The organism is Simplicispira psychrophila DSM 11588 (assembly GCF_000688255.1).
In the GTDB taxonomy this organism is placed as follows: Bacteria; Pseudomonadota; Gammaproteobacteria; order Burkholderiales; family Burkholderiaceae_C; genus Simplicispira; species Simplicispira psychrophila.
Genome location: NZ_JHYS01000025.1, coordinates 1 through 24,382, shown reverse-complemented (window position 1 = coordinate 24,382; position 24,382 = coordinate 1). Strand labels below are relative to the sequence as shown.

Sequence of the window (24,382 nt, the reverse complement as noted above, 5' to 3'; positions counted from 1 at the left end):
TGCCGTCAGCGTCGTCTTGCCATGGTCCACGTGGCCAATCGTGCCCACGTTGACGTGCGGCTTGTTACGCTCGAATTTTCCTTTTGCCATTTTTCCGACTCCGAAAAAAATTCACTACAACACAACAGGATTCGGCGCAATCTCAAGTAGACGCACCTGAAACTATGGTGCCCATTCCGGGAATCGGACCCGGGACCTCTCCCTTACCAAGGGAGTGCTCTGCCACTGAGCCAAATGGGCAACTTGAGGCTGCTTACACAACCACTTTCAACTTAAAACCAGCAACCCAACACATGGAGCGGGAGACGGGAATCGAACCCGCGTCATTAGCTTGGAAGGCTAGGGTTCTACCATTGAACTACTCCCGCATCAGTCAAATATTTTGACCTCAACGCAAGACCCAAAGGTCTTTTCGAACAATCCGCACATGCATTAAATACTGGTGGAAGAGGCTGGATTCGAACCAGCGTAGGCGTAAGCCAACAGATTTACAGTCTGCCCCCTTTAGCCACTCGGGCACTCTTCCGAAGAATCTCGAATTCTAGCACAGCTTTTTTGCCGTTCTTTGCAGAACCCGCAAAAAATGTGGTGCGGCTGGCGGGGATCGAACCCACGACCCTTGGCTTCGGAGGCCAATACTCTATCCACTGAGCTACAGCCGCAATGATTGAACTGACATTTTTTGCCCGGATGCGCCTGAGTCTTGCATGCCATTCACATCCAGTATCCACGCCACACATTCGAAGTGTGCAGCGAAGACAGCCGCTCATTATTGCACGCATACTGGCACGCCACTTGATTGGCGTCAGTCTGCATGGTGCCTTCTGTAAGCAGCACCCATATAATTCGGGGCAAATTTCAAGCCCGATACACTGACTGATACTTTCGAGGACGCCATGAACGCAAACCACTCCGAAGAAACACATACAGGCCCAATCAAAAATCCCAAACAATTGCTTTCGGCAGTTCTTTTGGCCTTTTTGATCCCTATCTTTGCGATCATTGCGCTGGTTTCTTACGTGACTTCAGGCAACAAGCCCGGTAGTGGCGCAGCCAATCCCGCAAAGGCGGTAGCAGAGCGTATACAAAAAATTGGCATAATCGAAATTCGCGAGGCCAATCGGGGACTGCAGTCGGGCGAAGACGTGTTCAAAGCACAATGCTCCGCATGTCACGCCACCGGCGCAGTTGGTGCACCCAAATTTGGCGATGCCGACGCATGGGGTCCCCGCATCAAAACCGGATTCAATGCCTTGCTGCACTCAGCCATTGCCGGCAAAGGAGCCATGGCACCGCAAGGGGGCGGCGCTTTCAATGAAATCGAAATTGGCCGCGCGGTAGTCTATATGGCAAATGCTGCTGGCGCAAAATTCACTGCTCCCGCCGCACCCGCCGACACAAACAACGCTGCTGCTGCCACTCCAGCGACGTCTGCCGAACCCGCAGCACAACCCATTGCTGCTGTAGCACCGGCAGCAGCATCCGCAGCCACCGAGGTGGCCGCGGCCGCGCCAGCCGCAGGCGGTGCCGGGGAAGCCTTGTACAAACAGGCGTGTCAAGTCTGCCATGCTGCAGGCGTAGCCGGCGCCCCCAAGTTTGGTGATAAGGCCGCTTGGGCGCCCCGCATGAAAGAAGGCATGGATGCGATGTATGCCATTGCCACCAATGGAAAAGGCGCCATGCCACCACGCGGCGGCACCACGGCATCTGATGCGGATCTGCGCGCTGCGGTCGATTACATGGCGGCTGCCGCCAAATAAGCTACTGCGACAGAAGCATCCATCATCAAAAAATCCGGCTTTCAAGCCGGATTTTTTTGTCTGCACAGATCAGAAATTCACTCTGGGGAGCCTGCGTCAAGGCTGGCTGGACTGCGCACAAACCCATATTGCGCCGGCAAATCGTCGGCGCACACCGCTTGCACCGCCCACGCTCCGTGCTCAATGGCGTCCGCCACCTGTGCCACATCCAGGGAATGCACCAGTCCCAGGCCGATATCACTGCTCAGGTACACCCGACCTTCATCGTCCAGCAGGCACATCACCCCCGCAGTGGCTGCGCGCCCCGTGTGGGAAAGCAGACTCAGATCTGGCTCGATACGCCATATCCAGGGCGTACATTCCAGCTCGACATAGACGCGCTGTGGCCCATTTTGAAAAAACCACTGCCCTTCAGCATCCGCTGCGTAGTTGCGCTCGATGAAGGCAATCAGCTTTGTGTGCTCCAACAGCGTCCCTTTGCTCTGGGGGAACCGACCCTGGGCTTGCGCTGTGTCATCACGCAGGTACCAGCGTCCGCGCGCATCCAGCCCCAGCCAGCCGTAGCAATGCGGCACATTCGGCCACTTGATCAATGCTTGTTGAACGATGTCATCCATCGCCTGATTTTGCACCCGATAGGCTCCTCTTTCCTATTTCTGCCACTCTTCACAAGGTGCTGTATTTGCCCCATCAGCTAGACACCGTCCTCGTCCTACAACGCACAGAGTGGTTTGCGGCACAATTTGACAGCGCTTGAGGCCATGGCATTTCCGCCTGTTTCTGCCCGGCGCCTGCCACCATGAAGCGTTTCTTTGCTCTTTTCTTCACCGTCATGACCGTATTGGCTTTGACAGGCTGCGGCTACAACGATTTCCAACGCCTGGATGAAAAATCCAAGGCGGCCTGGAGCGAGGTACTTAACCAGTATCAACGCCGGGCCGATCTGGTGCCTAACATTGTGGCCACGGTCAAAGGCCAAGCTGCCTTCGAGCAAGGCACGCTCGTCCAGGTGATTGAGGCCCGCGCAAAGGCCACCTCGATCCAAGCCACGCCGGAGTTGATCAACAACCCCGACGCTTTCAACAAATTTCAGCAGGCACAGGGCGAACTGACGGGAGCGCTCTCACGCCTGATGGCGGTGTCCGAACGCTACCCACAGCTCCAGGCCAACCAGGCGTTTCGCGATTTGCGTGTGACACTGGAAGGTACAGAAAATCGCATCACTGTGGCGCGCAATGAATACATCGGCACGGTGCAGGCTTACAACGTACTGGTGCGCAGTTTCCCAACCAATCTGACGGCGAAGGTCTTCAGTTACCCACCCAAACCCACCTTCACGGTGCAAAACGAGGCACAAATTTCCACCCCGCCGACGGTTGACTTCTCAGCGCCAGCAGCTGCACCGGCCAAACCTTGAAATCAAGCCAAATATGCCTCTAAAGCTTTACTGGCGTGCGCTATTAGCTATATTTTTTATAGCTTACACAGCTCTGCCTGTCAGTGCGCAAGCGGTGTTGCCAGTGCCGGCGCTGAGCGCACGCGTGATCGACCAGACGCATACCCTGAGCGCCAGCGAGCTACAGACACTAGACCACAGGCTGCAAGACCTGGAAGAAAAATCTGGCTCGCAAATCGTTGTGCTGATGGTGCCAAGCACCGCACCGGAAGACATTGCTGCCTATGCGCATCGCGTCGCCAGCGATTGGAAAGTCGGTCGGCGCGATGTCGGCGACGGGCTACTGATGGTGGTGGCCAAAAACGACCGGCGTATGCGCATTGAAGTGGCACGCGCCCTGGAAGGCGCTATTCCCGATCTGGCGGCGGCGCACATCATTGACGACACCATGGCGCCGCGTTTTCGCACTGGCGACTATGCCGGCGGCATTGGCGCCGCGCTCGATCAGATTGGCGTGCGCATTGCCGGAGAGTCACTGCCTGCACCGCAAGCGCGCAGGACTGACCACGCTAACCAAGACATGGACTGGAGTGGCTTGGCGGTGTTTTTGTTCTTTGGCGTGATGCTCATCGGCCCCGTCCTGCGCCGCCTCTTTGGCTCTCGCCTCGGCGCCGTCATGGTGGGCGGGGGAACGGGTGCACTGGCCTATTGGCTCACCACCAGTGCGCTACTGGCCAGCGGCGCTGGCGTGGTGGCGCTACTGCTTACACTGCTGTCCAACAGCAAAGGCGGTGTCCCCTTCATCGGTGGAGGCGGCTTGGGCGGTGGGCGTGGCGGCGGCTTTGGCGGTGGTGGCAGTGGCGGTGGCTTCAGTTCTGGTGGCGGCGGCAGTTTTGGTGGCGGCGGCGCCTCTGGGAGTTGGTGACTATGGCGAACTGGATACACCGAAGCGCACGCCTTCTGCGCCACCGCTGGGCCGAAGGACAACTGGGCCAAATGGGTACGCCGGCACTGATCGAGCAACTCACGCACGCGGTTATAGCCAGTGAGTTCCGCCACACCGGACAAGTGCGTATCTGCATCGAAGCGGGCCTGCCAGTCAGCTACGTGTGGCGCGGCGCCTGCGCACGGGAGCGGGCAGTGGCCCTGTTCAGTAAGCTGCGCGTGTGGGACACCGAACACAACAACGGCGTGCTGATTTACCTGCTGCTGGCCGACCATGCGCTTGAGATCGTCGCTGACCGGGGGCTGGCGTGCCATGTGCCGCAGCAGACCTGGGATGCGCTAACTGGCAAGCTGAGTGCTGCGCTGAGCACCGGGCATTATGCAGAGGGATTGATGCAGGCGCTGGCAGACGCATCCACGCTACTGGAACAGCACTTTCCTTGCCCGCCAAGAACGTCAGACCAGCCACGGCGCAACGAATTGCCTGACACACCGTTCATTGCCGCCCATTAACTATTTATTCAATAGCTTATAGCGCAAGCGCCATAAGATTTTGTGGCCATTTTTATCCATTATTAACAGGGGAAATTGTACCGAACGGCGTGGACACATATCCGCACGCCGCACCCGATACATCTGTTCTCGCACCATGAAAAAACCGCCCGAAGGCGGCTGTTGTGCGTTGTACGGAATCCCGTTCAGCGCTTATTTTTTCTGGCGAAACTTGCGCAGCGCCGAAAGTTGCGCGGCCAGCACCGTCAGCTCAGACTGGGCGCGGGCGATATCGATCTCGCTCTTGGCATTCTTCAGCGCTTCTTCGGCTGCAGCCTTCGCGGCATTGGCCTTTTTGTCATCCAGATCCTTGCCGCGCACTGCCGTATCGGACAGCACCGTGACGCAGTCAGGCTGGACTTCCAGAATGCCACCGGCGACGAAAACAAACTCTTCGCTGCCATCGGCCATTTCGATGCGCACCGAGCCGGGCTTGATGCGCGTGATCAGCGGCGTGTGACGTGGGTATACGCCCAGTTCGCCAGCCTCCCCGGGCAGCGCGATAAAACGCGCTTCGCCGGAGAAAATGGACTCTTCGGCACTGACCACATCAACGTGGATGGTGTTCATCATTGCTCCTGGAAAAAAAAGATCAGCTTGATTGCAAGACACCGACCGGAAAAATCCGGTCAGTGACTGGACCATCAGGCCATCTTCTTGGCTTTCTCGAAAGCTTCGTCGATGGTTCCCACCATGTAGAAAGCCTGCTCAGGCAAGTGGTCGCACTCGCCGTTGGCAATCATTTTGAAGCCGCGGATGGTTTCAGCCAGCGGCACATACTTGCCGGGCGAACCAGTAAACACTTCGGCCACGTGGAACGGCTGCGACAAGAAGCGCTGGATCTTGCGCGCACGGGCCACGGCCAGCTTATCTTCCGGTGCCAATTCATCCATGCCCAAGATGGCAATAATGTCGCGCAGTTCCTTGTAGCGCTGCAACGTGCCTTGCACGGCGCGGGCCACTTGGTAGTGCTCTTCGCCGACCACGTCGGGCGACAGCTGGCGGCTGGTCGAGTCGAGTGGATCGACCGCAGGGTAGATACCTAGCGAAGCGATGTCACGCGACAACACCACGGTCGAGTCCAAGTGGGCAAACGTCGTGGCAGGCGAGGGGTCGGTCAAGTCGTCCGCTGGCACGTAAACGGCCTGGATGGACGTGATCGAACCGACCTTGGTGGACGTAATGCGCTCTTGCAGGCGGCCCATTTCTTCGGCCAGTGTGGGCTGATAACCCACGGCGGAAGGCATACGGCCCAGCAGTGCGGACACTTCGGTTCCGGCCAGTGTGTAGCGGTAGATGTTGTCCACGAAGAACAGCACATCCTTGCCTTCGTCGCGGAACGACTCGGCAATGGTCAGGCCGGTCAACGCAACGCGCAGACGGTTGCCTGGTGGCTCATTCATCTGGCCATAGACCATGGCGACCTTGGACTCTTCGAGTTTTTCCAAGTTCACCACGCCGGAATCGGCCATTTCGTGATAGAAGTCGTTGCCTTCGCGGGTACGCTCGCCAACGCCAGCAAACACCGACAGACCGCTGTGGGCCTTAGCAATGTTGTTGATCAGCTCCATCATGTTCACGGTCTTGCCCACACCGGCGCCACCGAACAGACCGACCTTACCGCCCTTGGCGAACGGGCAGACCAAGTCAATCACCTTGATGCCGGTTTCCAGCAGCTCTTGCGATGGCGAAAGTTCGTCGTACGCAGGGGCTTTGCGGTGAATCGATGCGGACAGCTCGGAGCTGACGGGACCACGCTCGTCAATCGGCGCGCCGAGCACGTCCATGATGCGACCCAGCGTCGCCTTGCCCACGGGCACGGTGATGGGGTTGCCAGAGTTGGTCACCATCAGACCGCGGCGCAGGCCGTCGGACGTACCGAGCGCAATGGTGCGCACGATGCCGTCGCCAAGCTGTTGTTGCACTTCCAACGTCAGAGCCGAACCTTCGAGCTTCAGAGCGTCGTAAATCTTGGGCATCTTGTCGCGTGGGAACTCTACGTCCACCACAGCGCCGATACATTGAACAATCTTGCCCTGAACGCGTGCCGCGTCCAGCGTGGAATTCTCTTGAGCCATTTTTCTCGCTCCAATAAAGATGTTTGTCGGGCTGTTTACACAGCAGCGGCGCCAGAGACGATTTCCGAAAGTTCTTTCGTAATCGCGGCTTGGCGCGTCTTGTTGTAGACCAGCTTCAACTCGCCAATGACGCTGCCGGCGTTGTCGGTAGCGGCCTTCATGGCCACCATGCGCGCCGACTGCTCGGACGCCATGTTTTCTGCCACCGATTGGTAGATCAGCGATTCAACGTAGCGCACCAGCAGCTCATCGATGACGGTTTGTGCATCGGGCTCATAGATGTAGTCCCAGCTGTTGGCTTTCTGACCCGGCTGCAAGGTCTCGGATGCCAAGGGCAGCAACTGCTCCAGCACCGATTCCTGCTTCATGGTGTTGATGAACTTGGTGTAGCTGAGGTACACCGCGCTGATCTTTCCTTCGGCATAAGCGTCGAGCAGCACCTTGACGGGGCCGACCAACTTGTCCAGATGCGGCGTGTCGCCCAATCCCGTCGCCTGGGCCACCACACGGGCACCCACGCGATTGAGAAAACCCAGACCCTTGTTGCCAATGGCGACAGCGTCCACAGACATGCCAGCGGTTTGCAGTTCGCGCAACTTGGTGGTGACGACACGCAACACGTTAGTGTTCATGCCGCCGCACAGGCCCTTGTCCGTCGTGATGACGATCATGCCAGCCGCTTTGGCATCGTTCACTTGCATGAATGGGTGCACATACTCGGGATTGGCCTGGCCCAGATGGGCCGCAATGTTGCGGATCTTCTCGCTGTAGGGGCGGGCTGCACGCATCCGTTCCTGCGCTTTGCGCATTTTGGATGCGGCCACCATTTCCATGGCTTTGGTGATCTTCTTGGTGTTTTCCACCGATTGGATCTTGCCGCGTATTTCCTTACCTGCTGCCATGATGCCTCCTCGTCCGGTTTAAGCGAACGACTTCTTGAACGCGGCTACCGCAGCGGTCATTTCGGCTTCTGCGTCTTTGTCCATGGCACGGTCCTTTTCCAACTTGGCCAACAGGGGCGCGTAGCTGGTTTTCAGGAACTGGTGCAAGCCGTGTTCGAAGTCGAGAACCTTCTTGACGTCGATATCGTCCAAGAAGCCCTTGTTTACGGCAAACAGCGTCGAGGACATCAAAGAGATAGGCAGCGGGCTGTATTGCGCCTGCTTAAGCAATTCGGTCACGCGGGCACCGCGTTCGAGTTGCTTACGGGTCGCTTCGTCCAAGTCGGAAGCAAACTGCGCAAACGCAGCCAACTCACGGTACTGGGCCAAGTCGGTACGGATACCACCGGACAGGCTCTTGATCAGCTTGGTCTGGGCAGCACCACCGACGCGCGACACCGAGATACCGGCGTTGATAGCGGGGCGGATACCGGCGTTGAACAGGCTGGTTTCCAAGAAAATCTGACCGTCGGTGATCGAAATCACGTTAGTAGGCACGAAGGCCGACACGTCACCCGCTTGCGTTTCAATGATCGGCAATGCCGTCAACGAACCGGTTTTGCCGGTCACTGCGCCTTTGGTGAAATCGGTAACGTATTTTTCGTTCACGCGTGCAGCGCGCTCCAGCAGACGGCTGTGGAGATAGAACACGTCGCCAGGGTAGGCTTCGCGGCCTGGTGGACGGCGCAGCAGCAAGGAGACTTGGCGGTAAGCCACAGCCTGCTTGGACAGGTCGTCATACACAATCAGCGCGTCTTCACCGCGATCGCGGAAGTACTCGCCCATGGTGCAGCCAGAGTAGGCCGAGACGTACTGCATCGCAGCCGACTCAGACGCCGAAGCCGCCACCACAATGGTGTAGTCCATGGCGCCGGCTTGCTCCAGCGAGCGCACCACGTTCTTGATCGACGAAGCCTTCTGACCGATGGCGACATAGATGCAGGTCACGCCCTGGCCCTTTTGGGCAATGATGGCATCGATGGCCACAGCCGTTTTACCGGTCTGGCGGTCACCAATGATCAGCTCGCGCTGACCACGACCGACGGGCACCATAGCGTCAATCGACTTCACACCCGTTTGCAGGGGTTGGTCGACCGATTTACGGGCAATCACGCCCGGTGCCACTTTTTCGATCACATCCGTCATCTTGGCGTTGATCGGGCCTTTGCCATCGATAGGCTGACCCAGCGCGTTGACCACACGGCCAATCAACTCGGGGCCGACGGGCACTTCCAGAATGCGACCCGTGCACTTGACGGTGTTGCCTTCGGAGATGTGCTCGTATTCGCCCAAAATCACGGCACCGACCGAGTCGCGCTCCAGATTCAGTGCCAAACCATAGGTAGGTGTACCGTCCGCCGTAGCGGGGAACTCCAACATTTCGCCTTGCATCACGTCCGACAAGCCATGAACGCGCACGATACCGTCAGACACAGACACCACAGTGCCTTGGTTGCGGATATCGCTGCTGACAGTCAGCCCTTCGATGCGGCTCTTGATGAGTTCAGAAATTTCTGCGGGATTGAGTTGCATGACTCTTTCCTTCTTTCTTTAGTTAGCCGATACCTCCAACCGCGTATTACGCAGTGAGGACCGCTTTCATTTGTTCCAGACGAGCTTTGACCGAGGTATCGAGCACCTCGTCGCCCACCACTACGCGAATGCCACCGATGAGCGAGTCGTCTTGCTGCACGGTGAGATTGAGCTTGCGGCCAAAGCGTTTTTCGAGTGCTGCACTAAGCTCGCCCAAGGCGGCACTGTCCATCGCAAAAGCGCTGTACACCACCGCATCCGAAGAGCCGTTGGTGCGATTCACCAAGGCACGGAACTGCGTCGCCATTTCAGGCAAAGCTTCCATGCGACCGTTATCAATCACGGTGCGCAGGAAGTTCTTTGCCATCTCGGGCAGTGTGGAGCGTGCGACCGCCGTGATGACGTCAAGTACTTGGCTTGGCAGCACCTTGGGGTTGTCAGCCAATTGGCGCAGCTGGGGGTTGGCGGCAATCGCCGCCAATTCGTCCACCCAGACGACGGCGCCGTTCAGATCAACTCCGGCACTTCCGGAGCAAGCCTTGAACAGGGCTTCGGCGTAAGGGCGGGCAATGGTGGCGAGTTCGGCCATGGTGTGTCCCTTACAGCTCGGTCTTGAGGCGATTGAGCAGGTCCGTGTGGACGCCGGCATTGACTTCCTTGCGGAGAATCTGCTCAGCGCCCTTCACTGCCAGTGCAGCGACCTGCTCGCGCAGGGTCTCACGGGCTTGAATGGCCTGTTGATCAGCTTCAGCGCGGGCGGCAGCGACGATCTTGTTGCCTTCGTCGGTAGCGCGCGCTTTGGCTTCTTCAATGATGGCTTGTGCACGGCGATCGGCGTCCGCAAGACGCGTAGCTGTCTCGTTGCGCGTCTGTGACAGTTCCTTCTCGACGCGCTGGTTGGCAGCGGTCAATTCAGACTTGGCACGGTCGGCAGCAGCGAGGCCATCGGCGATTTTCTGGGCTCGCTCATCCAGCGCCTTCGCGATCGGGGGCCACACAAATTTCATCGTGAACAGCACCAGGATCAAGAAGACGATGGCCTGAACGAACAGGGTCGCGTTAATACTCACGGCAACACCTTTCTAGTTGGGGCGTTGATCGGTTCTTACTTAGGCAGGTTAGCAAGCAAGGTGGCTGCAAACGGATTTGCAAAGGCGAACAGCAGAGCAATAGCCACGCCGATCAGGAACGCAGCGTCGATCAGACCAGCCAAGATGAACATCTTGGTTTGCAGTTCGTTGATGAGTTCGGGCTGGCGTGCCGAGGCCTCCAGAAATTTACCGCCCATCAGTGCAATGCCGATGGAGGCGCCAATAGCGCCCAGACCAACGATCAGACCACAAGCCAGAGCGACGAGACCGAGAATGTTTTCCATGATGACTCCTGATTAAAAAAGAAAAGTTGAAAAAGAAAAGGGGGAATGGTCAGTGAGATTCATGCGCTTGGCCGAGATAAATCAGCGTCAGCATCATGAAAATGAAGGCTTGCAGGGTAATGATCAAAATATGAAAAATTGCCCAGATCGAGCCTGCAATGATGTGCCCCAGAGGGAGCAACGCACCAGAGAGCGACATGGCAGCAGCACCACCCATCAGGGCAATCAGCATGAACACCAACTCACCAGCGTACATATTGCCAAACAGTCGCATACCGTGCGATACCGTCTTGGCAACGTATTCAATGATCTGCATCAGCAGATTAACCACGCCCAGAATCAGGGCGAAGACAGGATTTTTGCTGGTGCCGAACGGCGCGGTCACCAGTTCGTGTGCCCAGCCGCCCATGCCCTTGATCTTGATGCTGTAGTAGAAGCACAGGATCAGCACAGCGCACGACAAACCCAGCGTGGTGGAGAGGTCGGCCGTGGGCACGATACGCAGATAGGCATGGCTATCGCCGGTGGCTCCCTGCCACAGCAGCGGCAGCAAATCGACAGGCAGTAAATCCATGGCGTTCATCAGAAAAATCCAGACAAACACCGTCAACGCCAGCGGCGCAATGAACTTGCGGCTTTCTGCGTTGTGGATGTTCGCCTTGGCCTGGTTGTCCACCATTTCCACCATCATCTCGACGGCACCTTGGAAGCGACCCGGCACCCCGGATGTCGCCTTGCGGGCAGCAAGCCAAAAAATGAACAATCCCACAAAACCCACCAACACGCTCACGATGACGGAGTCGTAGTTAATCACCGACATATCGATGATGGATTTCTGCTTGATGTTCTGAAGATGCTGCAGGTGGTGAACGATATATTCACTTGCAGTCGGAGCGTGCGCTTCTGCGGCCATCGGACAACTCTTCTCTATATCAATCGGTTTTTCGGACACCGGGCCGCGCCCACAGCGCAATCCAGTACGTTTTCATTGTCACCACCATGCCTGCCAGCAATGCCAGCCAGCTCAGTGAGGCAATCAACTTTGGTGCTGCCGCCAACATGGCGACAGTCAATGCAATTTTGGCCATTTCCCAGCCAAAGAACCCCGTCAGCACTGCGCCGCCAGAATTTTTGATGCGGCCCATGCCGCGTGCAAACAAGGCGGATGGCAAAACCACCGACAGCGCCCCATAACCGGCAGACAAGGCGACGTGGGATTTGCCTGACACCAGCCAGACCACCAAGGCCACCAACACACCCACCAATGCCTGCGCGGCCACCAAGCGCCATACGGAGAATGCCGGATGGCGCTTACGCCACTCTTGCGCTTGCTGCGCCGTAAGGGGCTTGAAGTCGGAATCTTCGTCCTCAACTTCTGTCGCTGGCAAGACTGTCTTTGTCATGCACCCCCCAAAGCCATAGATTTAAACTGCCACAAAGCCACTGATTATAAGTAAAAACCCGCAGCGCGCGCTAGCCATTGTGCGTACTGTTGCACGCCCAGCGTCCGCATGTGCCGCAGCAGTGTGGCGCAGTACCAACGGTTTTTTAGAACTTCAGCCTGAAAAATCAGGCTGAATTTAGGCAAAAATAGCCTCAAACCAATAGCTGACAAGCGGTGTTAGCTATTAAATGATGAGCAATTGATGATCCGTAAATCACTTCCTGCCGCCGATGGCAGTGCGTCGGCGAGCGCCGATCAGCGCAAAAACTCGTTGATTGAATACCCCTCACTGTTCCCCATCAAGGTCATGGGCACTCATGTGGACGGCTTTGCTGAGGCCATCACGGCGCTGGCGCAGCGCTTTGACCCCACCTTTGACGCTGCCACGGTTGAGCTGCGCCCCAGCAGTGGCGGCAAATACCTGGGTGTCACCGTCACCATCACTGCCACCAACCGTGAGCAACTCGACGATTTGTACCGGGCTTTGACGGCACACCCACTGGTCAAAATGGTGATCTAGCAGCACGGCAGCGCCGTTTGCGCACAATAGGGACTCATTTTTCCCATGACTGCCCATGCAAACGCACTTCTTGGGCCACGCGCCCTACCTGCCCACGTATGTGGCAATGCAGGAATTCACTGCCCACCGCACCCTCAACGATGCTGACGAACTCTGGATTTGCGAGCACCCGCCGACCTTCACCCAAGGACTGGCCGGGCGTGCCGAGCACCTGTTGCATTTGGGCGACATCCCTTTGGTGGCCACCAACCGGGGCGGTCAGGTCACTTACCACGGCCCCGGCCAAGTCGTGGCCTACCCGCTGGTCAACTTGCAGCGCGCCGGCTATTACGTCAAGGAATACGTTTATCGCATGGAAGAAGCGGTGATCCGCACCCTGGCGCATTACGGTGTGACCGGGCACCGGGTCAGCGGCGCCCCGGGTATTTATGTACGCTTGGATGACCCCCACAGCCACGTCCAGCTAGAGCAACGGCCGCAGCACGGCGCAGCGCCACTGACACCCGACTTCACCGGCCTGGGCAAGATGGCTGCTTTGGGTGTCAAGGTCAGTCGCCATTGCACTTACCACGGCGTCGCCTTGAACGTGGCGATGGACTTGGCGCCCTTTGGTCGCATCCATCCTTGTGGTTATGCCGGTCTGCAGACAGTGGATCTTTCTACAATCGGCATCCACACCACTTGGGAAGAAGCTGCGAAAGTCCTGGCTCAACAGCTGATCCGCCGTTTCGCACCCTAATCCCGTCCAAAGCCATGAGCTCCTCTGACATCGTGCGCGAAGCGCAATCCACGCAAGACTACAACCCGCTGGCCAAGCACAAGGCAGCCTCCAAACTGTCGCGCATTCCTATCAAGGTTGAGCAGGGCGAAGTACTCAAAAAACCCGAGTGGATTCGCGTCAAAGCTGGCTCGGCCAGTACACGCTTTTACGAGATCAAGGACATTCTGCGCGAGCACAAACTGGTGACGGTATGTGAAGAAGCCAGCTGCCCGAACATCGGCGAATGCTTTGGCAAAGGCACAGCCACATTTATGATCATGGGCGACAAATGCACGCGCCGTTGCCCATTTTGCGACGTCGGCCACGGCCGGCCCGATCCGTTGGATGCCAACGAGCCACTGAACCTGGCCAAGACCATTGCCAGGCTTCGCCTGAAATATGTCGTCATCACCAGCGTCGATCGCGACGATCTGCGCGACGGTGGCAGCGGCCATTTTGTCGAATGCATACAGCAAATCCGTGCGCTGTCGCCCCAGACGCAGATTGAAATTCTGACACCCGACTTTCGTGGCCGCGACGACCGCGCGCTGGAGATTTTGAAAGCTGCGCCGCCCGATGTGATGAACCACAACCTGGAAACCGCGCCACGTCTGTACAAGGAAGCGCGCCCCGGTTCGGATTACCAGTTCTCACTGAATCTACTGAAAAAATTCAAGGAACTGCACCCACAGGTGCCGACCAAGAGCGGCATCATGGTCGGTCTGGGCGAAACCGATGAAGAAATCCTGCAAGTGATGCGCGACATGCGGGCGCACGGCATCAGCATGCTGACCATTGGCCAGTATCTGGCGCCCTCTACCAGCCACCTGCCGGTGCGCCGCTATGTCCACCCCGATACCTTCAAGATGTTTGAAGAAGCGGCCTACAAAATGGGGTTTTCTCACGCTGCCGTCGGCGCCATGGTGCGCTCCAGCTACCACGCCGACCAGCAGGCCCATGCAGCCGGGGTGTAAGCACCCGCCTGAAAATTCAAGTCAAAAGAGCTTCAAATGCTTACGCAGTAAGCGTTTGAAGCTCTTTCATCCATAGCGTTACAGCGCCATAAAAGCTGCGGGATCGTCGGACAACAACACCTTGCGGGCCCAGGGCGCCAGCTTGCGGGTGTCGGCGCGCAAGATTTCCTGTTTGACGGCCAGAATTTGCGCCGGGTGCATGGAGAAGCTGCGCAGCCCCAAGCCCAGCAGCAGCCGCGTCATGTCCACATCGCCAGCGGTTTCTCCGCACACCGAGACACTTTTGCCCTGGGCCTGGCACTCGGCAATTACATCGGCCACCAGACGCAGCACAGCCGGGTGCAGTGGGTCGTATAGGTGCGACACCGCTTCGTCAGCGCGGTCAATGGCCAACGTGTACTGGATCAGGTCGTTGGTGCCGATAGAAAGAAAATCAAAGTAGTGCAAAAAGGTGCGCACCATCAACGCCGCCGCGGGCACTTCAATCATGGCGCCTAGGCGAACCGGGCCATACACCTGCCCACGCTCCTGCAGTTCGGCCCGCGCCAGTTCAATCTGGGCCAGTGTCTGGCGAATTTCACTGGTGTGGGCCAGCATCGGAAACAGCAAATTCACCGAGCCATGCACCGCTGCGCGCAGCACCGCACGCAACTGCACCCGAAACATGACCGGATCGTCGAGACTCCAGCGGATGGCACGCAGGCCCAGCGCGGGACTCAGGTGGGTATCCTTGTGGCTTTTATCCAGCGGCTTGTCGGCACCCACATCCACCGTGCGGATGGTGACCGGCAGTCCTTGCATGCCTTCCACTGCCTCGCGGTAGGCCAGGTATTGCTCTTCTTCGTCCGGCAGACGGCCATGGCGGCCCATGAACAGAAATTCGGTGCGAAACAGGCCGATGCCGACCGCACCCACGCGCACAGCCACGGCGGCATCGGCCGGTTGCTCGATATTGGCCAACAGTTCCACGCGTTGGCCGTCCAGCGTGATGGCAGGCGTATGGCGCAAACGCGTCAGGCGCTCCCGCTCCAATTCGATCTGGCGCTGGCGATAGCCATATTCAGCCAAGATGATGGCCGACGGATCGACAATCACCACACCGGCATCACCATCGACGATCACCCAGTCGTCCTGGCGCACCAGTTGGCTTGATACCCTTGCCCCCACCACCGCCGGAATATCCATACTGCGCGCCACGATGGCGGTGTGCGACGTCTTGCCACCAACATCGGTAACGAAACCGGCAAACACGCTTTTCTTGAACTGCAGCATGTCCGCCGGTGACAGGTCGTGCGCCACCAGCACCAGTGGCACATCCATGGTGTCGTCAAGCAGCAAGTCCTGCTGCGTCTTGCGCGCCGGGCTGCGCGGCGGTGATGCCACGGGACTGATCACACCCTTCATGTAGCGCAGAATGCGCTCGACTACCTGCTCCAGATCGGCCTTGCGCTCGCGCAGATACTCATCTTCCATCTCGTCAAACTGGCGCCCAATAACCTCTAGCTGCGTAGTAAGCGCCCACTCGGCGTTGTACATGCGCTCGGTGATCCAGTGCTTGACGCCAGTGGTCAGAACTTCGTCCTGCAGCAGCATGAGGTGCACGTCCAGCAAGGCCGCCAACTCGTGCGGCGCATCGTGCGGCAGTTCGTCCTGCAAACGCTGCAGTTCTTCAACCACCGCATTGCGCCCACGGCGCACGCGGTCTATCTCGGCCTCGATTTGGTCGAGTTCGATGAAAGAGTGCGCTACATCGATCCGGATCGAGCCCACCAGCACGGCGCGTCCAATGGCAATGCCACGGGATACCGCCAAACCGGAAATGGAAAATGTCATAACCCGCTCCTGTCCCCATCCCACCACCCGATGACAGCGCGTCGCATCGTCACTCGCCTTCGCCGAATTTATCGGCAATCAGGGCCAGTAAAGCGTCTATCGCCTCCTGCTCTCGCGCACCACCGGTTTCAATTTCGACCTCAGAGCCCATGCCGGCGGCCAACATCATCACGCCCATGATGCTTTTGGCGTTGATGCGCCGGCCATTACGACTCATCCAGACTTCGCACGGAAAACTGCCGGCCATTTTGCTCAGTTTGGCGGAGGCGCGGGCATGCAACCCCAGCTTGTTAATGATGGTTGTCGAGGTTTTGATCATGGGCAAGGGCAGTGGAGAGTCTGTGCGGATACGGCGCTCACCAGCACCTGCATCACGCCTTGGCTACCGCCGTCCACGGCGCGCTGCACCAGTGCGTCCAGTGGCTCGGCGCGATAGCATACGGCGCGCAGCAGCATGGGCAGATTCAGTCCTGCTACCAGGCTGGCAGGGCGTCCTTCAATCAGGCGCTGCGCCACGTTGCAGGGCGTGGCACCAAACAGGTCGGTGAGCACCAGTGTCGGCACATCGGGCGCATCCGCCAACAACTGGCGCGCCTGCACCAAGGTATCGTCGGGTGCGGCCTGGGGCAAGACATCCAGTGCCAGCACGCTGTCGGCACTGTCGGCAAACACATGCAGCGCGCATTCGCGCAACGCGTGTGCCAATGGGGCATGGGCAATGATGAAGATGCGTGTAGTCATGGTGTTGCAGTTTGCCCCACATTATCGCTGCGCCAATGCCAGCATGGCTGGCATCCACCCGTGCGCCGGTATCGAAGCGGCGAGCGAACTATTGAAAACCAACACACTCCCAATCCATGCGCCAAGAGCTGCTTTTGGCACTTGGCAGGCAGCAGCGCTGGTGCAACTGCCGCACAATCATGGGCTGCAACATTATTCGGATAGATTTATGCGGATCAAACATGGTGTGATAGCGCTGGTTCTGGCGTCTGTCGCTGGCATAGGCGCCTGGGTGGCCTGGGGCACCGGCACCTCACCGGCTCCTGAATCGACTTTTGTGCTGCTCGATGGCACGCGCCTTACTACCGCAAATTTGCGCGGTAAAGTGACACTGGTAAATTTTTGGGCTACCAGCTGCACCACCTGTGTGGCAGAAATGCCAGACATCGTGGCGACACATCAAAAGTACCATGCACAGGGGTTTGACACGCTGGCGGTGGCCATGAGCTATGACCCCCCTAGCTATGTCGTCAATTTTGTCGAAACGCGCAAACTGCCTTTCAAGATTGCCATTGACAACACCGGCGCCGTAGCCAAGTCCTGGGGCGACGTCCGCCTGACGCCCACCACCTACATCGTCAATAAACAGGGGGACATCGTCAAAAGCTACGTCGGCCCGCCGAATGTCAATGAACTGCACCTGCTGATCGAAAAATTGCTCGCGCAGACCTGACTTCAGTCTTCCAAGCCGCAGTCTTTGCGAGCATGGCAACGCCGCACCGCTACACTGCGCTTTCTGATGTTGAGCCGTGAGTACCGTGGACACCCCATCCGTTACCCTGACAACCCCCTGCGCTCCCGAAGAACTCGCTGCTGCACGCACACTTTTTCGAGAATATGCCGCGAGTCTAAACGTTGACCTGTGCTTCCAAGGGTTTGATGCCGAGCTAGCGCACCTGCCGGGCGAATATGGCCCATCCCGCGGTCAATTGCTGCTGGCCTGGGTGGGAGGCGCCTTAGCTGGTTGCTGCGCCCTGCGCCCGCTGGACAGTTGCGACTACCCGAATGCCGGAGAAATGAAACGCCTGTATGTGCGCAAAGCGTTTCGCGGCTTTGGCATCGGCCGCGAACTGGCCGATGCCACGCTCGACGCAGCGCGTCAGATTGGCTACGCCTGCGTGCTGCTCGACACCCTGGACGACATGGAGGCCGCGCGCGCCCTCTATACCGATCTGGGCTTTGTCGAGATTCCGCCGTACTATCACAACCCCTTACCCGGCTCGCACTACCTCAAAGTGGAAATTTTGTAGAATTTCAAGTCGTTTAGGCCTCTAGCGCTTGCTCTAAAAGCGCCAATAGCTCACTTTTTGATAGTGCATCTACTTGAAAAACCTCAGGTGCCAGCGGTCATCTGAGCAAGCAAAGTGGACGCGTCGCTGACGTCGAATTTTCCGGGGGCTTCAATGTTGAGCTGCACCACTTTGCCATCTTTCACCAGCATCGAGTAGCGGTTGCTGCGCAGCCCCAGGCCCTTGCCATTCAAGTCCAACGTCAGACCCGTGGCTTTGGCAAACGCAGCATCGCCGTCGGCCAACATACGCACTTTGCCATCGGTTTTTTGCTCGCGCGCCCAAGCGCCCATGACAAAAGCATCATTCACCGCCACACACCAGATTTCATCTGCACCGGCAGCCTTGATCTCAGCAGCTTTTTCCAAGAATCCGGGCAGGTGCTGTGCTGAACAGGTGGGCGTAAAAGCGCCCGGCACAGCCAACAGCGCAATCGTCTTGCCCGCAGTAGCCTGCGCCACGTGGACGGGGTTGGGGCCGAGGCTGCAGCCGTTGCCTTGCACTTCGACATATTCCATCAAGATGGTTGCAGGAAGGGTGTCGCCAATTTTGATCATGAGAATCTCCAGATAACGGGTGGGGGCAGCAAACCGACGGCTTTCAAAAAAGCAGCGCCAAAAAGAAAAACGACCCACATTGTGGGTCGTTTCAAGGGGCTGTGCAGCCCAGAAGCCGGGAAGGCTTAGACCAGCGAGGCCTTTGTCACCAGGCGCGTAGCGACCCAGTTCTTGGTCTTCGACAGCGGACGGCTTTCGGTGATCTCGATCACATCGCCCGTGTGGAACTGATTGGTCTCGTCGTGCGCGTGGAACTTGCTCGACTTGCCGACGATCTTGCCGTAGAGCTCATGCTTCACACGGCGCTCGATCAGCACGGTCACGGTCTTGTTACGCTTGTCGCTGACCACCTTGCCAACCAAGGTGCGCTTGAGGGATTTTTTAGCTTCCGTCATGTGTGCTCCTTACTTGGCGGCTTGCTTTTCAGCAAGGATGGTTTTGGCGCGGGCGATGTCACGGCGCGTGGTACGCAGCGTGCCAGTGTTGCCCAGTTGTTGCGTAGCCTTTTGCATGCGCAGACCGAAGTGGGCCTTTTGCAGGGCTTTGATTTCGTCCTTGATGCCAGCGGCGTCTTTTTGGCGCAATTCAGCAGTGTTCATATCAGTTTCTCCTGAAGTTACTGGCCCACCATACGCGACACGAACGTGGTGCGCAGGGGGAGCTTGGCAGCGGCCAGACGGAAGGCTTCGCGGGCGAGTTCTTCGGGCACGCCGACGATCTCGAAGACGATCTTGCCGGGCTGGATTTCAGCCACGTAGTACTCGGGGTTACCTTTACCGTTACCCATCCGCACTTCTGCGGGCTTGGTAGAGATAGGCTTGTCCGGGAATACGCGGATCCAGATACGACCACCACGCTTGACGTGGCGGGAGATTGCACGACGTGCAGCCTCCAACTGACGGGCCGTCAGACGGCCACGGTCAGTGCACTTCAGACCGAAATCACCGAACGCCACCGAGTTGCCCCGGGTAGCGATGCCAGTGTTGCGGCCTTTTTGTTCCTTGCGGAACTTGCGGCGAGCAGGTTGCAGCATTGTTTATTCTCCTTTTCCGTCCGCTGCTGTAGCGGGCGCGTCTACTTTATGTACGCGCTTAACGGCGGTTGCGTCGGCGCCACCGGCACCGGCAGGCTTGTCGCTGCCATCGGCAGGCGCCACATTGGCACCCACGGGGCGGCGCGGGCCGCCACGGCCAGCACCGGCGCCACGGTCGCGGTCACCACCAGGGCGGCCATCACGACCATCACGGCGTGGACCACGGGGGCGGCGCTCGTCGTCTGGGCGCGGTGTTTCCACTGCAGGCAGATCGTTGCGGCCCAACGTGTCACCCTTGTAGACCCAGACCTTGACGCCAATGACGCCGTAGGTAGTGTGGGCTTCCGAGGTGCCGTAGTCGATGTCGGCGCGCAGTGTGTGAAGTGGCACGCGACCTTCGCGGTACCACTCGCAACGAGCGATTTCAATACCATTCAGACGGCCGGACGACATGATCTTGATGCCCAGGGCACCCAGACGCATGGCGTTCTGCATCGCACGCTTCATGGCGCGGCGGAACATGATCCGCTTTTCCAGCTGCTGCGTGATGGAGTCGGCGATCAGCTTGGCATCGATTTCAGGCTTGCGCACTTCTTCGATGTTCACTGCGACTGGCACGCCCAGGCGAATTGCGAGTTCCTTCTTGAGGTTCTCGATATCTTCACCCTTCTTGCCGATCACCACGCCCGGACGTGCCGAGTAAATGGTGATGCGGGCATTTTTGGCAGGACGCTCGATCAGGATGCGCGAAACCGCAGCATTCTTGAGCTTGGCCTTGAGGTACTCGCGCACCTTGATGTCTTCGGCCAGCATGCCAGCGAAATCACGGTTGCTAGCGTACCAACGACTGGCCCAATTGCGGCTGATCGACAAGCGAAAGCCGGTAGGATGGATTTTTTGTCCCATAGTCTTCCTTGGCCTCAGTTACCAACCGTCACGTACACATGGCACGTGGGTTTGCTGATGCGGTTGCCGCGGCCTTTGGCGCGCGCGGTGAAGCGCTTGAGCGTGGTACCTTGCTCGATGTAGATGGTTTTCACCTTCAATTCATCGATATCGGCGCCATCGTTGTGTTCGGCGTTGGCAATGGCCGACTCCAGAACCTTCTTGACGATACCCGCAGCTTTTTTCTGCGTAAACGCCAAAATGTTCAGAGCCTGGTCAACCTTCTTGCCGCGGATCAGGTCAGCGACCAGACGGCCTTTATCGACCGACAGACGGACGCCCCGGAGGACTGCACGTGTTTCAGACATGTCGTTCCTTATTTCTTGACTTTTTTGTCAGCGGGGTGACCCTTGAAGGTGCGCGTCAAGGCGAATTCGCCCAGCTTGTGGCCCACCATCTGATCGGTAACGTAGACCGGCACGTGCTGTTTGCCGTTGTGTACGGCGATGGTCAGGCCGATGAAATCGGGCAGAACCATGGAGCGACGCGACCAAGTCTTTACTGGTTTTTTGTCTTTGGTGGCGACGGCTTTTTCAACCTTGGCCAACAAATGATGGTCAACAAACGGACCCTTTTTGAGAGAGCGAGTCATTTGCTATCCCTTATTTCTTGCGACGCGAGACAATCATGCCCTGCGTGCGCTTGTTGTTGCGGGTGCGATAACCCTTGGTCAGGTTGCCCCATGGATCGACTGCATGGCGGCCTTCGCCGGTGCGGCCTTCGCCACCACCGTGTGGGTGATCGACCGGGTTCATGGCCACGCCACGCACCGTCGGACGGATACCCATCCAGCGCTTCACACCGGCCTTGCCGAGTTGGCGCAGGCTGTGTTCTTCGTTGGCAACTTCACCAATCGTGGCGCGGCATTCGATGTGAATGCGGCGCACTTCACCCGAGCGCATACGCACTTGGGCATACATGGTCTCGCGGGCCAGCAGCGTTGCCGAAGCACCAGCCGAACGGGCGATCTGTGCACCAGCACCGGGCTTGAGCTCGATGCAGTGAATGGTCGAACCCACGGGGATGTTGCGGATAGGCAACGTATTACCAGCGCGGATCGGGGCTTCAGAGCCGGACATGAGCGTACTGCCCACTTCCAGACCACGCGGCGCAATGATGTAGCGGCGTTCGCCGTCGGCATAGCACACCAGAGCGATGTGGGCCGTACGGTTCGGGTCGTACTCAATACGCTCAACCTTGGCGGCGATGCCGTCCTTGTTGCGCTTGAAGTCCACCAAACGATAGTGGTGCTTGTGGCCACCGCCGCGATGACGTGTCGTGATGCGACCGTTGTTGTTACGGCCAGCCTTCTGGAACTGAGGCTCCAGCAGCGGCGCGTAACCGTCACCCTTGTACAGGTGATCACGGGACACCTTCACCACGGCACGTTGGCCGGGTGAAGTCGGTTTCATTTTAATGACAGCCATGATTAAGCAGCCTCCCCGGTCAGGTTCAGCTCCTGACCCGGCTTAAGCGTCACATAGGCCTTGCGAATATTATCGCGACGGCCCATGGTTTTGCCAAAACGCTTGGTTTTGCCTTTGGTGTTCACCACAGAAACGCCTTTGACCTCAACCTTGAACATCAATTCCACAGCGGCCTTGATTTCGGTTTTGGTAGCGGTCTGCAGCACCTTGAATGTCACAGCGTTGGACTTTTCAGCAACCATGGTGGCCTTTTCGGACACGATGGGAGCAACCAGCACTTGCATCAGACGACCTTCGTCAAACTTGGGGCTATTCATGCGAACATCTCCTGGAGTTTGTCGATCGCGCCCTTAGTGACGATGACCTTCTTGTAATGCACCAGCGACACCGGATCGGCATAACGCGGCTCAACGACGAGCACGTTCACCAGATTGCGTGATGCCAGATACAGGTTTTCGTCCACTTCTTCGGCAATCACCATGACGGATTGCAGATTCATGGCCTTGAACTTGTCGGCCAGGACCTTGGTCTTGGGCGAATCGAGCGTGAGTGAATCCACCACAGCCAGACGGCCTTCGCGGGCCAACTGCGAGAAGATCGAAGCCATACCAGCGCGGTACATCTTCTTGTTGATCTTCTGGGTGAAATTTTCGTCGGGCATATTTGGGAAAATACGACCGCCGCCGCGCCACAGAGGCGAGGACGTCATACCGGCGCGTGCGCGGCCGGTGCCTTTTTGCTTGAAAGGCTTCTTCGTCGAGTGGCGAACCTGCTCGCGATCCTTCTGGGCACGGGTGCCCTGACGGCCGTTGGCGCGGTAAGCAACTACGATCTGGTGGACCAGATCTTCATTGTATTCACGACCAAACACGGTCTCGGGTGCGTCGAATTTGGACGCAGCCTGGCCTTGGTCATTCAGGAGTTCGAGCTGCATTAGTTCGCTCCTTTAGATGCGTTTGCCTTGATGGCAGGACGCACCGTCACGAAGCCACCCTTGGAGCCCGGAACAGCGCCCTTGATCAAGAGCAGTTGGCGTGCTTCGTCAATGCGAACCACGTCGAGGTTTTGCGTGGTCACGGTGTCAACACCCATGTGACCCGTCATGCGCTTACCAGGAAACACACGGCCTGGATCTTGCGCCATACCGATGGAACCGGGCACGTTGTGCGAACGGCTGTTACCGTGCGACGCGCGCTGCGACTTCATGTTGTGGCGCTTGATGGTGCCGGCAAAGCCTTTACCAATCGAAGTACCTTGCACGTCGACCTTTTGGCCCACGGTGAACAAGTCCGCCGCGGGTACCGTAGCGCCAGCGGCATACTTGCCAGCAACGTCAGCAGTCACGCGGAATTCTTGGGTGATTTCGCCAGCTTCAACGCCAGCTTTGGCCAAGTGACCAGCCGCAGGCTTGGTCACGCGCGATGCCCGGCGGGCACCAAATGTGACCTGCAAGGCCACATAGCCATCGTTCTCTTGGGTTTTGACCTGGGTTACGCGGTTGTTAGAAACATCCACCACTGTGACAGGAACTGCATCCCCGTCATCAGTGAACAGACGCATCATGCCCACCTTGCGACCCAGCAACCCCATGGAGTTGCTCAGACTCATTTGTTTCTCCAAAACTCTCACCACTCCGACTGCAATTGGCCAGGGTGTTGCGCTTGACGCGCATGAAAGACGGTTGATAAAACTTCGTCCATTTTGCAAATACAAAAAGGCGAAGCCGCAAATTATAACGCGAACTTGCTTTTACAAGCAAGTTCGCGCTTTTTTGCAACTAGCGGCCGAGGCCGCAAGCAATGATTACTGCAGCTTGATTTCGACGTCCACGCCGGCTGGCAGGTCGAGCTTCATCAGTGCATCCACGGTTTTGTCGGTGGGATCAACGATGTCCATCAGACGCTGGTGCGTGCGGATTTCCAACTGGTCGCGACTGGTCTTGTTGACGTGCGGCGAGCGCAGGATGTCAAAACGCTTCATGCGCGTCGGCAATGGCACAGGACCCTTGACGATGGCACCGGTGCGCTTGGCAGTATCAACAATTTCAGCAGCAGACTGGTCGATCAACTTGTAATCGAAAGCCTTGAGGCGGATGCGGATTTTTTGCTTGGACATGGCAATTACCTTGTACGACTCAGGACGCGATTACGCGATGATTTTGGCAACCACACCGGCGCCGACAGTGCGGCCACCTTCGCGGATAGCAAAACGCAGGCCTTCTTCCATGGCGATGGGGTTGA

36 protein-coding genes and 4 tRNA genes are annotated in these 24,382 nt (G+C 57.9%); 9 read left to right on the top strand and 31 right to left on the bottom strand.

Annotated elements, in window-relative coordinates:
* The 5 genes from Q390_RS18805 to Q390_RS0116490 form a co-directional block, all read right to left on the bottom strand.
* The coding region (locus tag Q390_RS18805) for a GTP-binding protein (protein WP_037473349.1) at positions 1–90 on the bottom strand (90 nt) is incomplete at its 3' end.
* A gap of 75 nt (positions 91–165) precedes the next feature.
* Positions 166–240, bottom strand: a tRNA-Thr gene (locus Q390_RS0116505).
* Positions 241–294: 54 nt separating this feature from the next.
* Positions 295–368, bottom strand: a tRNA-Gly gene (locus tag Q390_RS0116500).
* A 72-nt stretch (positions 369–440) separates the two neighbouring features.
* A tRNA-Tyr gene (locus Q390_RS0116495) sits at positions 441–526 on the bottom strand.
* Between the two features lie 60 nt (positions 527–586).
* Positions 587–662 (bottom strand) — tRNA-Arg (locus Q390_RS0116490).
* 234 nt (positions 663–896) lie between these two features.
* Here Q390_RS0116490 and Q390_RS0116485 point away from each other — a divergent pair.
* Positions 897–1,760, top strand: coding sequence for a c-type cytochrome (locus Q390_RS0116485; RefSeq protein ID WP_027997058.1), 864 nt, complete (start codon positions 897–899; stop codon positions 1,758–1,760).
* 77 nt (positions 1,761–1,837) lie between these two features.
* On the opposite strand, the gene Q390_RS0116480 is transcribed toward Q390_RS0116485, so the two are convergent.
* Positions 1,838–2,377, bottom strand: coding sequence for a DUF2946 family protein (locus Q390_RS0116480; RefSeq protein WP_027997057.1), 540 nt, complete (start codon positions 2,375–2,377; stop codon positions 1,838–1,840).
* A gap of 182 nt (positions 2,378–2,559) precedes the next feature.
* Here Q390_RS0116480 and Q390_RS0116475 point away from each other — a divergent pair, with 182 nt between their 5' ends.
* The 3 genes from Q390_RS0116475 to Q390_RS0116465 are packed head-to-tail and all read left to right on the top strand — an operon-like array spanning position 2,560 to position 4,614.
* On the top strand, positions 2,560–3,177 hold the full coding sequence (locus Q390_RS0116475; RefSeq protein ID WP_027997056.1) for a LemA family protein: 618 nt from the start codon (positions 2,560–2,562) through the stop codon (positions 3,175–3,177).
* A gap of 13 nt (positions 3,178–3,190) precedes the next feature.
* Positions 3,191–4,081, top strand: a complete 891-nt coding sequence (locus Q390_RS0116470) for a TPM domain-containing protein (protein ID WP_027997055.1) — start codon at positions 3,191–3,193, stop codon at positions 4,079–4,081.
* A 2-nt stretch (positions 4,082–4,083) separates the two neighbouring features.
* Complete coding sequence (locus Q390_RS0116465) at positions 4,084–4,614, top strand: TPM domain-containing protein (RefSeq protein ID WP_037473347.1); 531 nt, start codon at positions 4,084–4,086, stop codon at positions 4,612–4,614.
* A gap of 192 nt (positions 4,615–4,806) precedes the next feature.
* On the opposite strand, the gene Q390_RS0116460 is transcribed toward Q390_RS0116465, so the two are convergent.
* The 9 genes from Q390_RS0116460 to Q390_RS0116420 all read right to left on the bottom strand — a co-directional run bounded on the left by Q390_RS0116460 (position 4,807) and on the right by Q390_RS0116420 (position 11,983).
* The gene (locus Q390_RS0116460; protein WP_027997053.1) at positions 4,807–5,223 is read right to left on the bottom strand and encodes a F0F1 ATP synthase subunit epsilon; all 417 of its coding nucleotides are present in this window, start codon (positions 5,221–5,223) and stop codon (positions 4,807–4,809) included.
* 74 nt (positions 5,224–5,297) lie between these two features.
* A complete protein-coding gene (gene atpD, locus Q390_RS0116455) occupies positions 5,298–6,731 on the bottom strand; it encodes a F0F1 ATP synthase subunit beta (protein ID WP_027997052.1) in 1,434 nt (477 codons plus the stop codon).
* A gap of 35 nt (positions 6,732–6,766) precedes the next feature.
* Complete coding sequence (gene atpG, locus Q390_RS0116450) at positions 6,767–7,633, bottom strand: F0F1 ATP synthase subunit gamma (RefSeq protein WP_027997051.1); 867 nt, start codon at positions 7,631–7,633, stop codon at positions 6,767–6,769.
* Between the two features lie 18 nt (positions 7,634–7,651).
* Positions 7,652–9,205: a F0F1 ATP synthase subunit alpha gene (gene atpA / locus Q390_RS0116445; protein WP_027997050.1), complete on the bottom strand. Its 1,554-nt coding sequence runs from the start codon at positions 9,203–9,205 to the stop codon at positions 7,652–7,654.
* A 46-nt stretch (positions 9,206–9,251) separates the two neighbouring features.
* Positions 9,252–9,794: a F0F1 ATP synthase subunit delta gene (locus Q390_RS0116440; RefSeq protein WP_027997049.1), complete on the bottom strand. Its 543-nt coding sequence runs from the start codon at positions 9,792–9,794 to the stop codon at positions 9,252–9,254.
* Positions 9,795–9,804: 10 nt separating this feature from the next.
* Complete coding sequence (locus Q390_RS0116435; RefSeq protein ID WP_027997048.1) at positions 9,805–10,275, bottom strand: F0F1 ATP synthase subunit B; 471 nt, start codon at positions 10,273–10,275, stop codon at positions 9,805–9,807.
* A gap of 35 nt (positions 10,276–10,310) precedes the next feature.
* Positions 10,311–10,580: a F0F1 ATP synthase subunit C gene (atpE, locus tag Q390_RS0116430; protein ID WP_027997047.1), complete on the bottom strand. Its 270-nt coding sequence runs from the start codon at positions 10,578–10,580 to the stop codon at positions 10,311–10,313.
* A 49-nt stretch (positions 10,581–10,629) separates the two neighbouring features.
* Positions 10,630–11,493 (bottom strand): F0F1 ATP synthase subunit A, encoded by an 864-nt coding sequence (gene atpB, locus Q390_RS0116425; RefSeq protein ID WP_027997046.1) that lies wholly within the window; start codon positions 11,491–11,493, stop codon positions 10,630–10,632.
* Between the two features lie 19 nt (positions 11,494–11,512).
* On the bottom strand, positions 11,513–11,983 hold the full coding sequence (locus Q390_RS0116420) for an ATP synthase subunit I (RefSeq protein ID WP_037473343.1): 471 nt from the start codon (positions 11,981–11,983) through the stop codon (positions 11,513–11,515).
* A gap of 243 nt (positions 11,984–12,226) precedes the next feature.
* On the opposite strand from Q390_RS0116420, the gene Q390_RS0116415 reads away from it, so the two are divergent.
* Genes Q390_RS0116415 through lipA form a run of 3 tightly spaced genes read left to right on the top strand, consistent with a single transcriptional unit; the run spans position 12,227 to position 14,278 of the window.
* Positions 12,227–12,544: a YbeD family protein gene (locus Q390_RS0116415; protein ID WP_027997044.1), complete on the top strand. Its 318-nt coding sequence runs from the start codon at positions 12,227–12,229 to the stop codon at positions 12,542–12,544.
* Positions 12,545–12,599: 55 nt separating this feature from the next.
* Complete coding sequence (gene lipB / locus Q390_RS0116410; RefSeq protein WP_027997043.1) at positions 12,600–13,283, top strand: lipoyl(octanoyl) transferase LipB; 684 nt, start codon at positions 12,600–12,602, stop codon at positions 13,281–13,283.
* A 14-nt stretch (positions 13,284–13,297) separates the two neighbouring features.
* The gene (gene lipA, locus Q390_RS0116405; RefSeq protein WP_027997042.1) at positions 13,298–14,278 is read left to right on the top strand and encodes a lipoyl synthase; all 981 of its coding nucleotides are present in this window, start codon (positions 13,298–13,300) and stop codon (positions 14,276–14,278) included.
* A 78-nt stretch (positions 14,279–14,356) separates the two neighbouring features.
* On the opposite strand, the gene ptsP is transcribed toward lipA, so the two are convergent.
* Genes ptsP through Q390_RS18800 form a run of 3 tightly spaced genes read right to left on the bottom strand, consistent with a single transcriptional unit; the run spans position 14,357 to position 16,852 of the window.
* On the bottom strand, positions 14,357–16,111 hold the full coding sequence (ptsP, locus tag Q390_RS0116400) for a phosphoenolpyruvate--protein phosphotransferase (protein WP_027997041.1): 1,755 nt from the start codon (positions 16,109–16,111) through the stop codon (positions 14,357–14,359).
* 49 nt (positions 16,112–16,160) lie between these two features.
* Positions 16,161–16,430 carry an HPr family phosphocarrier protein gene (locus Q390_RS0116395; protein ID WP_027997040.1) on the bottom strand — a complete coding sequence of 90 codons (270 nt, stop codon included), beginning with the start codon at positions 16,428–16,430 and terminating at the stop codon, positions 16,161–16,163.
* Entirely contained in the window at positions 16,427–16,852 is a 426-nt protein-coding gene (locus tag Q390_RS18800) for a PTS sugar transporter subunit IIA (RefSeq protein WP_051603316.1), read from the bottom strand. The genes Q390_RS0116395 and Q390_RS18800 overlap by 4 nt, the downstream gene beginning before the upstream one ends.
* Positions 16,853–17,060: 208 nt before the next feature.
* Between Q390_RS18800 and Q390_RS0116385 the strand changes: the two genes are divergently transcribed.
* Positions 17,061–17,564, top strand: a complete 504-nt coding sequence (locus Q390_RS0116385; RefSeq protein WP_027997039.1) for a TlpA disulfide reductase family protein — start codon at positions 17,061–17,063, stop codon at positions 17,562–17,564.
* An 85-nt stretch (positions 17,565–17,649) separates the two neighbouring features.
* Positions 17,650–18,141, top strand: a complete 492-nt coding sequence (locus tag Q390_RS0116380; protein WP_027997038.1) for a GNAT family N-acetyltransferase — start codon at positions 17,650–17,652, stop codon at positions 18,139–18,141.
* An 83-nt stretch (positions 18,142–18,224) separates the two neighbouring features.
* Here the strand turns inward: Q390_RS0116380 and Q390_RS0116375 are convergent, their stop codons facing one another.
* The 13 genes from Q390_RS0116375 to Q390_RS19695 form a co-directional block, all read right to left on the bottom strand.
* Complete coding sequence (locus tag Q390_RS0116375) at positions 18,225–18,737, bottom strand: peroxiredoxin (protein ID WP_027997037.1); 513 nt, start codon at positions 18,735–18,737, stop codon at positions 18,225–18,227.
* Between the two features lie 125 nt (positions 18,738–18,862).
* Positions 18,863–19,132, bottom strand: a complete 270-nt coding sequence (gene rpsQ, locus Q390_RS0116370) for a 30S ribosomal protein S17 (RefSeq protein ID WP_027997036.1) — start codon at positions 19,130–19,132, stop codon at positions 18,863–18,865.
* A 9-nt stretch (positions 19,133–19,141) separates the two neighbouring features.
* Positions 19,142–19,336 carry a 50S ribosomal protein L29 gene (gene rpmC, locus Q390_RS0116365; protein ID WP_027997035.1) on the bottom strand — a complete coding sequence of 65 codons (195 nt, stop codon included), beginning with the start codon at positions 19,334–19,336 and terminating at the stop codon, positions 19,142–19,144.
* A gap of 17 nt (positions 19,337–19,353) precedes the next feature.
* Positions 19,354–19,770, bottom strand: a complete 417-nt coding sequence (gene rplP / locus Q390_RS0116360; protein ID WP_027997034.1) for a 50S ribosomal protein L16 — start codon at positions 19,768–19,770, stop codon at positions 19,354–19,356.
* A gap of 3 nt (positions 19,771–19,773) precedes the next feature.
* Positions 19,774–20,676 (bottom strand): 30S ribosomal protein S3, encoded by a 903-nt coding sequence (gene rpsC / locus Q390_RS0116355; protein WP_027997033.1) that lies wholly within the window; start codon positions 20,674–20,676, stop codon positions 19,774–19,776.
* Positions 20,677–20,690: 14 nt separating this feature from the next.
* Complete coding sequence (gene rplV / locus Q390_RS0116350) at positions 20,691–21,023, bottom strand: 50S ribosomal protein L22 (protein WP_027997032.1); 333 nt, start codon at positions 21,021–21,023, stop codon at positions 20,691–20,693.
* 8 nt (positions 21,024–21,031) lie between these two features.
* Positions 21,032–21,307 (bottom strand): 30S ribosomal protein S19, encoded by a 276-nt coding sequence (rpsS, locus tag Q390_RS0116345; RefSeq protein WP_027997031.1) that lies wholly within the window; start codon positions 21,305–21,307, stop codon positions 21,032–21,034.
* A 10-nt stretch (positions 21,308–21,317) separates the two neighbouring features.
* Positions 21,318–22,142 (bottom strand): 50S ribosomal protein L2, encoded by an 825-nt coding sequence (gene rplB, locus Q390_RS0116340; RefSeq protein ID WP_027997030.1) that lies wholly within the window; start codon positions 22,140–22,142, stop codon positions 21,318–21,320.
* A 2-nt stretch (positions 22,143–22,144) separates the two neighbouring features.
* Complete coding sequence (gene rplW, locus Q390_RS0116335) at positions 22,145–22,459, bottom strand: 50S ribosomal protein L23 (protein WP_027997029.1); 315 nt, start codon at positions 22,457–22,459, stop codon at positions 22,145–22,147.
* Positions 22,456–23,076 (bottom strand): 50S ribosomal protein L4, encoded by a 621-nt coding sequence (gene rplD / locus Q390_RS0116330; RefSeq protein ID WP_027997028.1) that lies wholly within the window; start codon positions 23,074–23,076, stop codon positions 22,456–22,458. The genes rplW and rplD overlap by 4 nt, the downstream gene beginning before the upstream one ends.
* A complete protein-coding gene (rplC, locus tag Q390_RS0116325) occupies positions 23,076–23,750 on the bottom strand; it encodes a 50S ribosomal protein L3 (protein ID WP_027997027.1) in 675 nt (224 codons plus the stop codon). The genes rplD and rplC overlap by 1 nt, the downstream gene beginning before the upstream one ends.
* A gap of 195 nt (positions 23,751–23,945) precedes the next feature.
* Positions 23,946–24,257 carry a 30S ribosomal protein S10 gene (gene rpsJ / locus Q390_RS0116320; RefSeq protein ID WP_005796953.1) on the bottom strand — a complete coding sequence of 104 codons (312 nt, stop codon included), beginning with the start codon at positions 24,255–24,257 and terminating at the stop codon, positions 23,946–23,948.
* A 30-nt stretch (positions 24,258–24,287) separates the two neighbouring features.
* The coding region (locus Q390_RS19695) for an EF-Tu C-terminal domain-related protein (RefSeq protein WP_020653549.1) at positions 24,288–24,382 on the bottom strand (95 nt) is incomplete at its 5' end.